This window comes from Bacillus sp. EE-W1, assembly GCF_009760835.1.
Lineage (GTDB): Bacteria > Bacillota > Bacilli > Bacillales > Bacillaceae_G > Bacillus_A > Bacillus_A wiedmannii.
The window spans coordinates 1-16,057 of sequence record NZ_WIPE01000052.1 but is presented as its reverse complement, the minus strand read 5'-3'; the positions used below and the strand labels follow the sequence as shown (position 1 = coordinate 16,057).

The window sequence follows — 16,057 nt, the reverse complement described above, 5'->3', positions numbered from 1 at the left end:
AGAAAAGCGACTTACTTTTATGCAAGTCGCTTTTCTTCTATTCTTTAATATTTATCCCATACTCTTTAAACCAAACATGAATTTGCGCTAAATGAGCTAAAAGCTGCGGACCAGTCATTAATTGACCGAACCAAGGGGATTGAAATGCACTGCCACCTGACTCAATTAATCCACTCAGCTGTTCTTTATCAAATAGTTCATGCAAAATTGAGCCTTTATCTGTTAATAAATCTTGTAGCCATACTGTTACCGCTTTTGTATAATGCGGATTATGGGTTTTCGGATACGGGCTCTTCTTTCTATATAAGATATCATTTGGAAGTAATCCTTCTAACGCCTTACGCAATAGACCTTTTTCGCGGTTTTTATACATTTTCATTTCCCAAGGAATATTCCACGCATATTCGACAAGTCGGTGATCCGCAAATGGAACACGTACTTCTAAGCTTGCCCCCATACTCATACGGTCTTTTCTGTCTAATAATGTTGTCATAAACCATACCATGTTCAAGTAAAATAATTGTCGTCTCTTTGCTTCAATTGGGCTTTCTCCCTCTAAAACAGGAACTTCTTGAATGGATTCTTCATAACGCTGCTGTACATATTGTTGTAAGTTTAATTTATTTCTCCATTCTTTCTTTAGCAGTTGTTCACGTGCTTCTGTAGAGCGCATCCACGGAAATGCACTCGATTGCAAATCATCTTCTCTATAAAACCACGGATAACCACCAAATATTTCGTCTGCACATTCCCCAGATAAACCGACGACAAAATCTTGTTTAATTTCACGGCAAAACCATAATAATGACGAATCGATATCTGCCATACCAGGCAAATCACGAACGAGTACCGCTTCTGTTAAATACTGTGCTAATTGTTCATTTGAAATGACGCAGCGATGATGGATTGTTTGAAACGTCTCAGTCATCAAATGAATAAATGGCGCATCTGAATTCGGCTGAAACGCATTCGCTTTAAAGTATTTTTCATTATCTTCATAATCAACAGAGTATGTGTGTAATTGCCCTTTTCCTGACCTTGCGTATTCTTTCGCAGCAATCGCTGTAATGGCGCTCGAATCTACACCACCTGATAGAAAAGTACATAGTGGTACATCAGAAACGAGCTGCCTTGTAATCGCATCTTGTAATAAAAAGCGTGTTTTCTCTACTGTTTCTTCAAAGGAGTCTTCATGTTTTTTGCTTTCCACATTCCAATATCTCCATATACATAAACCGTTCTTTGAAAATGTCATCGCATGCCCTGGACGTAATTCTTTTATACCAGCATAAATGCCATGACCAGGTGTTCTAGATGGTCCAAGACCGAATATTTCGGATAACCCTTCTAACGTTACTTCCGCTTTCACATCTGGATGCGCTAATATCGCTTTTAACTCTGAACCAAATAGTAATCGCCCACTATCATATTTATAAAATAGCGGTTTTACACCTAGTCGATCTCGCGCAATAAATACTTGTTCTTTCTGTTCATCCCATACAGCAAACGCATATATACCGTTTAAATGATCGACACATTCTTCTTTCCATTCAATATACGACGCTAATAGCACCTCCGTATCAGAATGACCTTTGAACGTATATCCTCTTCTTAATAATTCCTTTCGAATATCTTCTGTATTATACAATTCACCGTTATAGCAAATTGCATAATTCGTTTCATCTTTTAAACAAGTCATCGGTTGTTTACCACCCTCAGGATCAACAACGATTAACCGTTTATGCCCAAATGCGACATTGCCTTTAATCCAAACTTTATTATCATCCGGGCCACGCTTTGCTAACGTCTCAGCCATCTTCGTAACGACGTCCCGTTCTCCTTCTAATGAGCGTTTATAATCCACCCATCCTGTAATCCCGCACATACGAATCATCCTTCCATCTTATTTCTTTTCCTAAACAAGCAGTAATCCACACCTTAGAGGTGCGGATCAAAAAAATGACAAACTTGACGATAATCTACTATCCACATACGGAATAGCTTTTTCACTCAGTAAAACGTGTTTTATTGTATGCCCACCTATGTCTAGATGTGTCTAGTTATAAAGAATGCACGAACTGTCTATAACAGAAATAACTACTTTTTATAAAGGAGAAATCGTGTATGATACAACGTAACCATATTTTATATAACCAGCCTCGCGCTCATACAGTCGGTAATGTAGAATATATAAACAATGAATGGGTATTCTTTGATGATGAAAATGATGAAGCATTTTTATTAGAAGATATTGCCGAAGATGGCTTTGAGATTTTATATAACAACAACTGGCTACCAGCTCGTTTCTATGAACAAGATGTATTACAAATCGCCAACGAACAGCACCATTTACAAAACGGAGAAATGATACGAATTCGAAAAAAATTACTTCTTAGCTATACGGAATGGCTCGAGGAATTACCTGACTCTGTCTTTACATTATTAACCGAATCATTGCAATCCCTTCATTACTCTTTATATGATTGCATGTATTGTCATAATTATTTATCTTTCTTACCGAAAGAGGAAGCATGCGAAGGAGTAAATATTCTTTTGTTTGATAACGAAGAGATGATTTGTACATTGCAGCACCATTTTGTTCGTCACGCTACGTCAAATAAAAACATGTTTCGTTTTACGAAAGTAAACGGAGAAGAGTTGCATATCGATGCAACATAAAGTAAAAAAACCACCTTATCTCCCAAGTCTTTGAGATTATTAGGTGGTTTTATTTTTTATTAGAATACTTGCCAGCCAATCGGTAATTTCAGTCCAAGGTAAAATACCGCTACAAGCGCGATAACAAATAATCCCCAAAATGCCCCTGTTGCCTTGTTCTTGCTCATTTTCACAAGAACCATTTCCATTCCAGCGATAACTAAAATACCAGCTACCATTTTTAAACCATACCACATGTGCACGTTACTTGTTGCAGTCTTCATAATACCCATGTACAACATGAAACCTGTCACAATAATGATAATGTACATAAGACGAAGCCCCATATGTACACCTTTACCTTTTCTTCCTGCTGAATAAAGTGAATACGCAACGAAGAATAAAATTAAACCTAACGCCCATGCTGTAATATGCATATGTACCATCGTATCCCCTACCTCCTCTTTTCACACTTTTTCACTCTATATGATAACATGTTCATTTATTTTCAGGAAATGTTTCGCTTTTTTACATTTAAATGATATAATATTTAGAGTATTTACAAACTTCTTGTAATAACAAAAGGGGGAACAATCATGATTCAAACTAAGGATATTATCGAACTTACAGACACATACGGAGCAAATAACTATCACCCACTTCCGATCGTTATCTCTAAAGCAGAAGGCGTTTGGGTAGAAGATCCTGAAGGAAATCGCTATATGGACTTATTAAGTGCATATTCTGCAGTAAACCAAGGTCATCGTCACCCAAAAATTATTAACGCTTTAATTGACCAAGCTAATCGTGTTACGTTAACTTCTCGTGCTTTCCATAGCGATCAATTAGGTCCTTGGTACGAAAAAGTTGCGAAACTAACTAATAAAGAAATGGTACTTCCAATGAATACAGGTGCAGAAGCTGTTGAAACTGCAATTAAAACAGCTCGCCGCTGGGCTTATGATGTGAAGAAAGTAGAAGCAAACCGTGCTGAAATTATCGTTTGTGAAGATAACTTCCACGGCCGTACAATGGGTGCTGTTTCTATGTCTTCGAACGAAGAGTACAAGCGTGGATTCGGTCCAATGCTTCCTGGCATTATCGTAATTCCTTACGGTGATTTAGAAGCGTTAAAAGCTGCTATTACACCAAACACAGCTGCATTCATTTTAGAGCCTATCCAAGGTGAGGCAGGAATTAACATCCCACCAGCTGGTTTCTTAAAAGAAGCTCTTGAAGTATGTAAAAAAGAAAACGTTTTATTCGTAGCAGATGAAATCCAAACTGGCTTAGGCCGTACTGGTAAAGTATTTGCTTGTGACTGGGACGGTGTAACTCCTGACATGTACATACTTGGTAAAGCACTTGGCGGCGGCGTATTCCCAATCTCTTGCGTAGCAGCAAACCGCGACATTTTAGGCGTATTCGAGCCAGGTTCTCACGGTTCTACATTCGGTGGTAACCCACTTGCATGTGCTGTTTCTATCGCGGCTCTTGAAGTGTTAGAAGAAGAAAAATTAACAGAGCGTTCTCTTCAATTAGGCGAAAAATTAGTTGGGCAATTAAAAGAAATTGATAACCCAATGATTACTGACATTCGTGGTAAAGGCTTATTCATCGGTATCGAATTAAACGAGCCAGCTCGTCCTTACTGCGAACAATTAAAAGCAGCTGGTCTATTATGTAAAGAAACACACGAAAATGTAATTCGTATCGCACCACCGCTAGTAATCTCTGAAGAAGATTTAGAGTGGGCGTTCCAAAAAATTAAAGCGGTATTATCATAATAATAAAGAGGTTATCCTACATGTTGGGACAACCTCTTTATTTTTTTAGTAGTTTACTGTAAAGTTAGATTGAATATTCAGTTTATTTTACAGGGGGTAATTGTATGCTTTTGAAATACGGCAAACATATTAACTATTTAGCTACTATTCTCATTTCCATTACATTCATCGGATTCCTATTATCTATAACGTTACTCAGGTACTACTCAACACCTCATACATTCATGCTACTTAAAATCTCATTTTGGGCTGCTGTTTTCCTTACAGCTATCGGTTTTGGCCGCGAAAGAAGTTCTCTTGCCGTTATGCTAATCGGGATTTGTACGTTAATACTCATCGGATTATATATTTTTGCTATTTTAGATTTTTTCAATAACCCATGGCCATAAAAAAGAGCTATCTATTAATAAGATAGCCCTTTTCTTCATTTCACTACATTTCGCAAAGTACCAATTCCTTCTACTGTAATGACCACTTCATCACCCGCATGCAAAAACTTCGGTGGTGTGAAACCTTTTCCGACACCAGCCGGCGTTCCTGTTGCGATAATATCGCCTGGCTCTAACGTCATTCCTTTACTTATCGTTGAAATGATTTCTTCTATTGAAAAAATCATTTTATTTGTATTTGAAGTTTGTCTTACTTCCCCATTTACTATTGTTTCAATGTGTAACGCATTTGGCGTTTCAACCATTGATTTATGAATTAGATACGGTCCCATCGGACAAAATGTATCGAAACTTTTTCCAAGAAAAAATTGTTTATGCTTCCTTTGAATGTCGCGAGCAGTTATATCATTTATAATGGTATAACCAAAAACATGCTCAAGCGCTTTTTCTTTTTTTATTTGTTTCCCTCGCTTACCAATGATGATAGCTAGTTCTCCTTCATAGTCTAGTTCATTCGTTGCGTGGGGATGACTATTAATTTTTTCATTCATTCCAATAACTGTCGTTGGCGCTTTCGTAAAGATCATTATATTTTCCGGAATTGACTCTACTCCGCCCATTTCTATCGCATGCTCACGATAGTTCTTTCCAACGCAAAGAATATTCTTCCTTGGCCTTGGAATTGGTGCTAATATTTTCACCTCAGTTAACGGATAATACGCCGCCCCTTCATTTTCCTTCGCCCAATTTACAATATCACATATTTTTTCAAAGCATTCGGTTCCTCTTTCAATACACTCTAACATTGTAATCGGAATCGTAACCTTTTCCCCTTTTTGTCTTTGCGCTTCTCTTACATGCAATACCTTCTCTTCCTCTTCATCCACAATACCTACAAATACCTTTTCATCTTTTTTCGCCGTTACCAAACGCAATATTTCCACTCTCCATCCTAAAACTCATGACCTTTAATTGTATTCGCATCCGTCAGAAAAAAACCTTCTCATGCACGCTAATTTTTACAATATTCTTCTCATATTCTATTCGTTACTCCTTTATATTTGGCATAAAATGTAGAAATTTTACTTTTTTTAGCGAAGGTGTTTCTTTTTTATTGGTTTTTTGTATAATATGTACTACATATATACTAAAAATTTCATTTAGAGATGGAGCCGATTTCAATGTTTGAGCAAGCGATTGAAAAAAAACGTGAAAAAATGATTTATTTTGCTGAACGCTACGGAATGACTTCTCAAAAAACAGTGGATTGTAGCCAAGAACTGGACAGGCTCTTAAATGTAATTTGGCATGTACATACGGATTTTTACCCTAATCAAACACTCAATACACACACGCAATAACGTGTGTGTTTCTTTTATAAAAAAAAACACATTTTATTGAAAACGCCCATACAATAGTAGAAAAGAAAATTTAAAAAACGAAAGGTGTTTTGTATGCCAGCTATGGTCGGACATATTCGTATCGTCAATATTGGATCAAGTGGTATTTTTCATATTGGAGATGTATTTGCGATTAGGCCTATTAGTTATTCACGCGCTTTTGCTGGGGCCGGCTCTTTTAATGTTGGAGATAACGTTTCTGTCTACAATTATCAAAGCGCAACGACTGTCAATGATTCAGATGTAATTGATCAAGCGATAATTGGTTCAACTTAGAGGAGGCGATTGCATTGAATTTTTATGTAAACCAAAGCATCATCATTAATAGCATTAGAATTGATAGCATTACAACCTCTTCTGTATTCCAAATTGGTACTGCAGGAAGTATTAAAGCTCTATCTAAATTCTCAAATAGCGGTGGATTTACAGAGCCCCTTCGCCCATTGCAGGCGAAAGGACAAATTATTTCTATCAAACCATCAACTAGTTCTTCTTAAGACATCCTTGTCATAAATATATAGCAGGAATATTTTTACCCTCCCTACTGAAAAGGAGGTTTCACAAAATGAATCAAGATATATATACTTACTTACACCAACTTCAACAAGCTCTTCAAGCACAACAAGCAGCCATCCTTAACCTAGAAGATCAAGTTCGCCAACTCCAAGAAGAGCTTAACGAATTAAAAAATCGCCCCTCCTCTTCTGTAGGAAAAGTGGAATACAAATTCGATCAATTAAAAGTAGAAAATTTAAATGGTACTTTAAATATCGGTTTAAATCCGTTTTCAGCAAAAGGACAGCAAATTGAAGATTTCCAAGTGGATACAGAAACATTAAAAGTAAATCCTGAAACAGATACAAACCCAGATTTTTACCAAGGCATCCTTCAAGAAATGCATCGTTACTTAGATGAAGAAGCATATAATCGAATTCTCCATTTTGAACAAGAAGAGAGAACGCCGCTCGATGAAATGTATCGACAAATGATGGTTGATGACATAAAAAAACAGATGGAGCATAGACTTCCTTATTATTTATCACAAACGCAATCCTATGAAGGGATTTCAACAGATCCAGATTATTTACGAGATATCATTATTCAAGCAATGAAACATGATATCGACAAAGCTTTCCTCTCTTTTATTCAACACATACCGGGCAATTTCCGAAAGGAGTAAGTATGTATGAATCTTAACGTTGTAAATCGCGAATTAAAAGTCGGCCAAATTAAAATGAACGGTGTATCGTCGTCCGCACTCTTTTTAATTGGGGATGCAAATTTCCTCATACTATCTTCTATTCTTGATACACCATTTGAAACTGTTACAGAGGGTCCATTTGTACCATTAGTCACAGATGTCCCTCCTACTCCAGGTTAAGGAGACTGAGAAACTATGTTACATCATGTGTCTGTTGTCCAAAATGTTTCTATTATTTCTTTAGGGATTAGTGCCGTATTTCAAGTTGGAGATGCCAATCAAATGGAATTAAAAAGTAGAGCTCTTGCCGTCCATAGGGAAATTCCTTGTTATATAAAAGACGAAGGCCGCTTAGACGCATTTGAAATCTTTACAGATGAACACATCACAATCCCAAAACGAACGACAGATGTAAAATTAAACATTGTAAATGAATGCCCTTTTATTGAAGTAAACAATGTTGAATTGCGAACACTTTTAAATTCTGGTTGCTTTCAAATTGGAAATGTTGATTATGTTTTTAATAACTCTCGTATTATGCAAATCCGCCAATATATTACGGATGAACCTTCCGCACAATAATTCATATAGTAATTAAAAAGCTTAGTAAAGTAGGTGGATGGTATGCCTTCTGTTGTTGGAAATCTCGTCGTTCAAAACAGTAATGGTTCTTTTAATTTAGGGGATTTTTATAACGTGTCTCCGAAAGAAAATACGAAAGCTTATAATGGTTCCGGAGCTTCCAATGTTGGATTTGTCGTGAATACGTTTAACGGTGTTAGTGCAACAAATACGTTTGATTCTGATGTGGCTGATCAAGATCAAATTGGAACAGCGTAAAAAAAGTAGGAGAATATCTCCTACTTTTTTCTTTTACCTCATTCAATATTATCAAAAACTCCACTGTTTACTGTTTCATTTTATTTAAATGATAACCCCTTCTCCTTCAAAGCATTTCTAAGCTTCGGCATAGACGCAGGTCCCATACCATGTAGTTTTAAAATTTCTTTTTCACTATACTTTGAGAGTTCTTCTATCGTGTGAATTCCATGGTGTTGCAGCGCATTTCGTGCTGGTGATGAAAGAAGTGAAAGAAATCCTGTTTTTGGTTTCTTTTCTTTCTCACAGGTTGGGCAAGTTGGACAATCGCTACTTTTATAATATTCATGTCCTTTTTCACATGTTCTTAACGTTTTTTCCGTTGTCATTTTCAAGCCTCTCTATTCTTCAATTTTTACAACATGGTTGCCATCAAAGAAGTATAAGCATTTCTCTTTCACAGGATGTTGCAAGCTTTTTTCAAGTGCCTTTGCATATAAAGAAAGCTGCACTTTATATCGATCTTCTAAAATTGGTTTCGCTTGATCGAATCCGCCTGGGAACTTCCCTTCAATCGTATCCGTTTTAAAGTCGATTAGCGTGATACCATCTTCCTCTTCAATCATGCAGTCAATAACCCCTTGGACAAGAATTGATTCCCCGCTCTTCCCTTGCCAATCTTGATATGCTTCTTCTGCTGCAAGCATCATCGTAAATGGCACTTCACGCTCAACGCTTTTCGCCGCTAATACCCTTTTACCTAAGTCACTGTCAAAGAATGAAATGACTTTTTCAATCGCTATTTCCTCTGCTTGCTCGAATGTTAATAATTCTTTATTAACCATGCCACTAATTTGCTCTCGAATCACTTCTTCTGTAATCGGCTTCTTCAAATCAACATGCTGCATGACAGCGTGAACTGCCGTACCTCTTTCAGCGTACGTTAATCCTTTTTTCTCCATAAAACGAGGGCGTGTTTTAATTGGTGCACGTAGTTTTTTAATAAAGGCATTATCGCTACCTTCTTCAGATTGATAATTTCTCTTTATTTCTGTAACAGACTGTTTCGCACGATGAGATGTCGCTTCCTCATATCCGTACTTCCACATTAATCTGTCGTACACTTCTTCTTTCCGTTCACTTTGTAGCGGAACAGCTTTTTTCTCACGAAGTGCTTCTAACAATTCTTGTTTCTCTTCTTGAACCGGTTCCGGTGCAAGTAACGTTTTGCCGTCAACAACTTCTACTTTCCAGCTCGTGTCATATCCATAGATTTCACCCGGAATGCTTCCTTGTCCTAATTCAAGAAGCATTTCACTATCACGATGTCTATATAATGAAGGTGCAATCCAGTCTAAATAACAAGACGCTCCGGCACGTATATGGTCTGGTAATAACCATTCACTATGCTCTCTTGCATCAAGCCATTTTTCCATTTCTTTATTTGCATCCTTAACCGTTCCAATTAAAATTAACTTCTCTTTCGCACGCGTTAACGCTACGTATAACACGCGCATTTCTTCCGCGATTAATTCCATTTTCATTTTACGCTTAATTGCTAGTTGCGATAATGTCGTATATTTAATGCGTTTACGAGGATCGATAAATTGTGAACCGAAACCAAAGTCTTTATGCAGTAAGAAACGTTTCATTAAATCTTGTGTATTAAAACGACGACCTAGTCCCGCTACAAATACGACTGGGAACTCAAGTCCTTTACTTTTATGAATCGTCATAATACGAACGACATCTTCTTGTTCACCTAAAGCTCTCGCCGTTCCCATATCATCACCGCGTTCTAAAATACGCTCAATAAAGCGTAAGAAGCGGAATAATCCTCTAAACGATGTTGCTTCATATTGTCTTGCACGGTCATAAAGTACACGCAGGTTTGCTTGCCTTTGCTTTCCGGCTGGTAAACCGCCAACAAAGTCGTAATAACCTGTCTCACCGTACACTTTCCAAATTAAATCAGAAAGTGACTGTTGACGCGCGAATTCACGCCATCCTTGCAGTAAGTTATAGAACCACTCTAATTTATCATGTAGTTCTTGTTCTTCTTCAAGCGGTGCCCCTTTTAAGAATGAGCTCATTACTTCATAAAACGAACCTTTCTTTCCGTGAGCACGCAATGTTGCAAGTTCTTCATCATTTAGTCCAACGATTGGTGAACGAAGTACGGCGGCAAGCGGAATATCTTGCATCGGATTATCGATCACGCGGAATACGTTCATCATAATATTTACTTCTGTCGCTTCAAAGTAACCAGTCGCAAGATCAGCGTATACTGGAATTCCTTGCAGCTTTAATTCTTCCATAATTTGCGGCGCCCATGGCATAGAGCGAAGTAAAATAACGAAGTCGCGGTATTGTACAGGGCGCATACTATCCGTTTTACGATCATACACTTCATAACCTGAATCAACCATCGCTTTAATACGCTGCGCCATAAGGCGAGCTTCAAGTTGCGCTTTTTCTACTTCCGCACCTTCTTCACCGTCTAGCACTTCTTCTTCTGTTTGCTGAATACATAGTAGTTCAGCTGCTACATCTTCACCTTCTGGATAGCTAGCACCTAACTTTAATTCAGCGTCAGCATCATAGTCGATTTCTCCGACTTCTTCGCCCATAATTTGTTTGAAAATAAAGTTCGTACCTACTAACACTTCATGACGGCTACGGAAGTTTTTCGCTAAATCGATTTTCATTCCGCCGTCTAATCCTTCTTGCGTAAAGCGTTTATACTTTCCTAGGAACAGGCCTGGTTCTGCTAGTCGGAAACGATAGATCGACTGCTTCACGTCACCTACCATGAACAAGTTCCCTTCACTCTCAGAATCTTTCGTTACGAATTTAATAATGGATTCCTGTACAAAGTTCGTATCTTGATATTCATCGACTAGTACTTCAGCAAATTTATTACGATATTGAAGCGCTACTGCTGACGGCTTCATTTCACCGTTTTCACTTTGTTCACTTAAAATTTGTAGACAGAAATGCTCTAAATCTGTGAAATCAACCATCCCTTTATCACGCTTCATCGCTTGGAAACGCTCTGTAAATACTTTTACAAGCTGTACGAGTTTTTCTAATACAGGATGCATATCTTGAAAATCTCGTAAGAAACTTTCAGGTCTGCGGCTAAATAACTCTTCTTGTAATTTCTTCACTTCATCTTTCGCTTTATTACGAAGAGAGTCTACTTGTTTTACAACATCCTCGTTGTAATCACTTTTCTTAATACGCTTTAACGTTTGCCACGATACATTTTGCATCGCTTCATACACATTTGTCCATGACTCACAAGCAGCTGATGACAACATTCCAAGTAAAACTGCATCTGCTTGCAGGGTTTCAACGCGGGGCGCCGGACCGTCAGGAAGCATCGCGAGTTCAGTCGCTTTACGAATATGTGTCTCTGCTGTTTCAAGCTGGAATTTCACATCTTCTAATAAGTAAGAAGCGTACACTAAATCTTCAATTGTCTTTCCTTCCACGTCGTATGCTTCTACTAATTTATCGAGCCATTTTTCCGGATTTGGATGCGCCCTTGATTCTGTATGAAGCGCTAAAATCATACGCTGTAAGTCATCATCACTACGGTCACTCGTATAACGGTCAACGAGTTCAAAGAAAATACTATTATCTTCAATTCCATACTCTTCTTCTAATATGTCATCTAACACTTCTTCTTTTAATAATTCGTTTTCTGTTTGATTCGCAATGCGGAAACGAGGATCAACATCAAGCATGTGTAGTATCCTCTAATTACTTGTAAACAAAATGAATGGATCGTTGAAATAGAAGCTTTATTTAATAAGCTAAGCTGCTTTCTTACGTGCTGCGATCCTGGCTCATCAATTAATACCTTTTCTAACGCTTCCCCAATTCTGTTTTTCATCTCTTGCGCCGCTGCATTCGTAAATGTTACAACGAGCAGGCGGTCGACATCGACTGGATTTTCTTCATTTATAATCTTTTTAATAATACGTTCAACTAATACTGCTGTTTTCCCTGATCCAGCTGCTGCCGCGACTAATATATCACGTCCGTTCGCTACAACCGCTTTCCACTGGTCATCCGTCCACTGACTACCTTCTGGTTTTTTAGGCCAATTTTCAATCATTCTCCGCCAACCTCCTCTCTAATTTTCTCCATCGCTTCGCTATCTTTCATATCTTTTAGCGTACGGAACTGGTTATCTTCGAGTGATTCATCGAACTGACAAACAGATTTGAAGTTACAGAACGTACACGCCGCTTTATTCCCCTTCTTATAAGGAGCAATATCAATAACGCCTTCTGTAATGTCTTTTCCAATATTTTCAAACGTATGGTGTACGTATTTTTGAAGTACGTTAAACTCTTGTTCACTTGCAATACTCGAACGCGCACTAAAACTGCCGTCTTTTTTCAAACCAGCAGAAATAATATCAGAGCTTCCTGTCGAAAGTTTGTTATCCATTAAACGAACAACATCAGCATCTCCTAGTACAAGTCCTTTCATTTTAAATTTCTTTAAAATCTCTTTCTCAATTTCTGCTTCAGATGCGTCACCCTTCATCTCAACGATCGGGTTATGGATATGGAAGTACAGTACACCAGCCGGTGATGCAGTACCTCCCTTTTTCATCCACGTATGTGCATTCGAAGTAACAACATCTAAATACGTTAACATTTGAAGTGCTAATCCGTAATACACTTCCGTTAAGTCTAACGCTTTTGAGCTTGATTTATAATCAATAATACGTAGGAACGTCCCATTTTCATCTTCCGCCTTATCAACACGGTCAATACGACCAACTACTTCCATCTTTACACCATTTGGTAATGAGAATTCCATCGGCGGAAGCGATCCTATACCGCCCATACCAAATGGCACTTCTAAATCAACTGGTACGAAACCGCTTGACTTCGCATGTTCACGAAGAATGATTGATGTACGGAAAATGATTTGTTGTAGTTTTTGTTTTAAATAGAAATGACGATTTGAACTTAATAAAATTTGTCTTTGTAATAACGGTGCAATCTCTTCTATTACTACAGCAGAAAGATGCTCACACTCTTTTATTGATAAATCCGCCCAAGTACGGTTTTCGCGTAATAGCCTGTCCGCAATTCTCTTCAGCGCTGCATGGAATAGTTCCCCGATATCGGGTGCATCCAGTTTGAAAATGTCACGCTCTCTTAACGATAAACCGTGCTGCGCGAAATGAGCATATGCGCAACGGTTAAATAGTTCCATACGAGATACGCTTCCTTTTATTTTATCTCCATATAAATCTCTACTTACAACTGTACTTAGCTTTTGCGCACGATTTCGGTAGAATAAACTTGATAATACGCGGCTACTTTTTTGTTTCCATTCATCTGAAGTTACGTAGAAGTTATATACATCCCACCAAAAATCTAAATTCCCTTCAAATCCATATCGCTTCCACGTTTGAAGTTGCTGCATAACATATGACAACGTTACTTCTGGCGTTGCTACGTATGAAATTTGTTCCGAACGTGATAAATCATTCACGTCATTCGTAATAAATGTATCTTTCACATCAGGGAACATTCTTTTTATTTTCTTAATAAAGCTAGACGCAAGTAACGTCTTCCCTTCCTCATCTGCAAGCGGGCATGAAATATATAATTTCTCAGTTGCTCTCGTTACCATTTGGTACATAACGAACTGTTCTTCTAATAAGGTTTGTCTCGTCGTTGGTGCTAATTCGATACCTGCAACGCTAAGAACATCTCTTTCCTCATCAGAAAGCATCCCTTCATCCATCGGTGCTGCCGGAATAACTCCTTCATTCACGCCAATGACAAATGTTGCTTTCACATTTGATAATCTTGAACGATCAATATTAGCAATTAACACTTGGTCTAATGACGGCGGAATGTTTGCGAATTGAAGCGCCTCAAGACCTGTCGACATAACATCTGTGAACATAGAAAGTGACATTTTCTCTTCGCCAAGCATCTCAACGAACGTATCAAGAAGACTCATTACTTCTTCCCATACTTGCTCATGATCTGTCGCAAATAAGAAATCTCCGCTCTCTTCTGCACGAATACGTAATGCTTCTAGTTTTTTCGGAACGTCTAGCTCTTCTAAAAATAAATAAACAGCTTCGCACATTTGCATCACTGTTCCCGCTCGCTTCAGTCTTTTTTGCATACGAATAACAGGCGTTCTTACAACGTCGCGCAGTCGATTTATTCTCTCTTCCATTTCACGTTCACTGTCTGTAATCATCTCGTCCGTATCGTCAAGAGAACGATAGCGGCGATACATCCACGGATCCTCAGAAGTCCATCTCTTCCCTTGTACACCGTACGCTAAACAGTAGTTTTCAAACTCATCCATCTCTTCGCGCATCGTTTCTTTTCTTACGTCTAATGGATATAAAAGCTCTGTTTTCACGCAGCGGAACACTGCATCATAACGCCAATTTCCACTAATAATCTCGAGTGCAGAACGAATGCATTCTACTAGCGGATGATGTGACATCGGGCGTTTTTCATCGATGAAATGTGGGATATTATAATCTGTAAATAGCGTTCGCATCACATCGTAATAACTTTCTCCGTTACGAAGAAGGACTGCAATATCTCGGTAACGATAGTCTTCATCCGCCACAAGTCTACGAATTTCACGCGCAACACCTTCTACTTCAGCTCGTAAATTCGCTGCTGTACTAATCGTTACACTTGCTTCTCCGTGAAACTTTTCATTTGGACGTGCTTCGTAATGCGTTTCTAAATGCGCTAATGCTTGCGAATGAAAACGCGGTTGTTCCATAAGTGGAATCGTTTTTTCAATTTCTATCTTCTCTTCACGCGCCACTTGCTTTATTTTTTCATACGTTAACGTCGTTTCATAAAATAAATCTAGTTCATTTACTGGCTGCGCTAACGTTTTTTCATCTATCGTTAACGTGATCGTAACTCTCGCACCGCAAATCATAAGCTGTCTTACAATTTCTAGTTCTTGCGGTGAAAATGAATGAAATCCATCTATATAAATTTCAGCCCCATTTACATATTCAGAATGTGGAAGCTTTTCGACTAGCAATTGTAGGTAGTCTTCTGAATCCAAATATTTTCCGATTAAAGCACGTTCAAAATCATCATATAATAGTTGTAAATCATACACTTTATTCGCTAATAGCTTTTGTTCTGCACTGCTACTATGTGCGTCTAATTGTTGCCACATTTCATATACGTTAGATGGCGTCACATTGTAACGTTTAAACTCCGCAATCATACTACCAAGATGTTCAAAGAAACCGTTTTGCTCCGCTGCTTTTTGGAACACCGATAATCCATCTTTACGAGACTCTACAATTTTACGAAGTAACATATGTACGCCCGCTTCATCAATGTGAAGGCGACTCGCTCCACCAACTTCTTGCAGTACCTTCCACGCTAATCGTGAAAAACTAAAAACTTGTGCCCGAATAGAACCTCTTACATCCCCACTACCAATTAACGCCTGCTGCGTTTGGAATGTCATCTGTTCTGGCACAAGATATAATATTGTTTCCCCTCTTGGACGCTGCTTTAACTCTTCTTGCACTTCGTGTAAACAAAGTGTACTTTTTCCACTTCCCGCTCTACCAATCACAAATCGAAGTGACATGTAACCCCACCTTTCACTTACATAACGAACGTTAGTTTGCTACTATAATTGTATTATAGTACACGAAAAAAGACAAACATGTATAATGACGATACCCCATCTCAAAACATAAAAATACAACCGCTAAAGTATTTAATTACATAGAAAAAGCTGCTCATATAAGCA

Annotated in this window: 15 protein-coding genes and 1 pseudogene; 10 read left to right on the top strand and 6 right to left on the bottom strand. The window is 38.1% G+C overall.

Annotated elements, in window-relative coordinates:
* Positions 1-37: 37 nt before the first annotated feature.
* A complete protein-coding gene (gene asnB, locus GFJ36_RS05240; protein ID WP_097890473.1) occupies positions 38-1,885 on the bottom strand; it encodes an asparagine synthase (glutamine-hydrolyzing) in 1,848 nt (615 codons plus the stop codon).
* A gap of 239 nt (positions 1,886-2,124) precedes the next feature.
* Between asnB and GFJ36_RS05235 the strand changes: the two genes are divergently transcribed.
* The gene (locus tag GFJ36_RS05235) at positions 2,125-2,679 is read left to right on the top strand and encodes a DUF2777 domain-containing protein (RefSeq protein ID WP_048559584.1); all 555 of its coding nucleotides are present in this window, start codon (positions 2,125-2,127) and stop codon (positions 2,677-2,679) included.
* A gap of 59 nt (positions 2,680-2,738) precedes the next feature.
* Here GFJ36_RS05235 and GFJ36_RS05230 read toward each other — a convergent pair whose 3' ends face one another.
* A complete protein-coding gene (locus GFJ36_RS05230) occupies positions 2,739-3,104 on the bottom strand; it encodes a YisL family protein (RefSeq protein ID WP_087984725.1) in 366 nt (121 codons plus the stop codon).
* A 150-nt stretch (positions 3,105-3,254) separates the two neighbouring features.
* Here GFJ36_RS05230 and rocD point away from each other — a divergent pair, with 150 nt between their 5' ends.
* Positions 3,255-4,445 carry an ornithine aminotransferase gene (gene rocD, locus GFJ36_RS05225; protein WP_087984724.1) on the top strand — a complete coding sequence of 397 codons (1,191 nt, stop codon included), beginning with the start codon at positions 3,255-3,257 and terminating at the stop codon, positions 4,443-4,445.
* Positions 4,446-4,549: 104 nt separating this feature from the next.
* Positions 4,550-4,834, top strand: a complete 285-nt coding sequence (locus GFJ36_RS05220) for a hypothetical protein (RefSeq protein ID WP_046958323.1) — start codon at positions 4,550-4,552, stop codon at positions 4,832-4,834.
* Between the two features lie 35 nt (positions 4,835-4,869).
* On the opposite strand, the gene GFJ36_RS05215 is transcribed toward GFJ36_RS05220, so the two are convergent.
* Positions 4,870-5,769 (bottom strand): fumarylacetoacetate hydrolase family protein, encoded by a 900-nt coding sequence (locus GFJ36_RS05215; RefSeq protein ID WP_001241717.1) that lies wholly within the window; start codon positions 5,767-5,769, stop codon positions 4,870-4,872.
* A 246-nt stretch (positions 5,770-6,015) separates the two neighbouring features.
* Between GFJ36_RS05215 and GFJ36_RS05210 the strand changes: the two genes are divergently transcribed.
* The 7 genes from GFJ36_RS05210 (at position 6,016) to gerPF (ending at position 8,275) form a co-directional block, all read left to right on the top strand.
* Positions 6,016-6,195: an aspartyl-phosphate phosphatase Spo0E family protein gene (locus GFJ36_RS05210; protein ID WP_046958324.1), complete on the top strand. Its 180-nt coding sequence runs from the start codon at positions 6,016-6,018 to the stop codon at positions 6,193-6,195.
* Between the two features lie 93 nt (positions 6,196-6,288).
* Positions 6,289-6,510 carry a spore germination protein GerPA gene (gerPA, locus tag GFJ36_RS05205; protein WP_001111187.1) on the top strand — a complete coding sequence of 74 codons (222 nt, stop codon included), beginning with the start codon at positions 6,289-6,291 and terminating at the stop codon, positions 6,508-6,510.
* A 14-nt stretch (positions 6,511-6,524) separates the two neighbouring features.
* On the top strand, positions 6,525-6,731 hold the full coding sequence (gene gerPB, locus GFJ36_RS05200; protein WP_001012513.1) for a spore germination protein GerPB: 207 nt from the start codon (positions 6,525-6,527) through the stop codon (positions 6,729-6,731).
* Between the two features lie 68 nt (positions 6,732-6,799).
* The gene (gerPC, locus tag GFJ36_RS05195) at positions 6,800-7,414 is read left to right on the top strand and encodes a spore germination protein GerPC (RefSeq protein ID WP_088608382.1); all 615 of its coding nucleotides are present in this window, start codon (positions 6,800-6,802) and stop codon (positions 7,412-7,414) included.
* A gap of 6 nt (positions 7,415-7,420) precedes the next feature.
* The gene (gerPD, locus tag GFJ36_RS05190) at positions 7,421-7,615 is read left to right on the top strand and encodes a spore germination protein GerPD (RefSeq protein WP_001052804.1); all 195 of its coding nucleotides are present in this window, start codon (positions 7,421-7,423) and stop codon (positions 7,613-7,615) included.
* Between the two features lie 15 nt (positions 7,616-7,630).
* Positions 7,631-8,017, top strand: coding sequence for a spore germination protein GerPE (locus GFJ36_RS05185; RefSeq protein ID WP_000902337.1), 387 nt, complete (start codon positions 7,631-7,633; stop codon positions 8,015-8,017).
* A 42-nt stretch (positions 8,018-8,059) separates the two neighbouring features.
* Positions 8,060-8,275 (top strand): spore germination protein GerPF, encoded by a 216-nt coding sequence (gene gerPF, locus GFJ36_RS05180; RefSeq protein ID WP_001141566.1) that lies wholly within the window; start codon positions 8,060-8,062, stop codon positions 8,273-8,275.
* 80 nt (positions 8,276-8,355) lie between these two features.
* Here the strand turns inward: gerPF and GFJ36_RS05175 are convergent, their stop codons facing one another.
* The 3 genes and pseudogenes from GFJ36_RS05175 to addB form a co-directional block, all read right to left on the bottom strand.
* Complete coding sequence (locus GFJ36_RS05175) at positions 8,356-8,643, bottom strand: RNA polymerase alpha subunit C-terminal domain-containing protein (RefSeq protein ID WP_097890475.1); 288 nt, start codon at positions 8,641-8,643, stop codon at positions 8,356-8,358.
* A gap of 12 nt (positions 8,644-8,655) precedes the next feature.
* A pseudogene (gene addA / locus GFJ36_RS05170) lies at positions 8,656-12,380 on the bottom strand (helicase-exonuclease AddAB subunit AddA).
* A complete protein-coding gene (addB, locus tag GFJ36_RS05165) occupies positions 12,377-15,892 on the bottom strand; it encodes a helicase-exonuclease AddAB subunit AddB (RefSeq protein ID WP_157349512.1) in 3,516 nt (1,171 codons plus the stop codon). The pseudogene addA and the gene addB overlap by 4 nt, the downstream one beginning before the upstream one ends.
* Positions 15,893-16,057 lie beyond the last annotated feature (165 nt).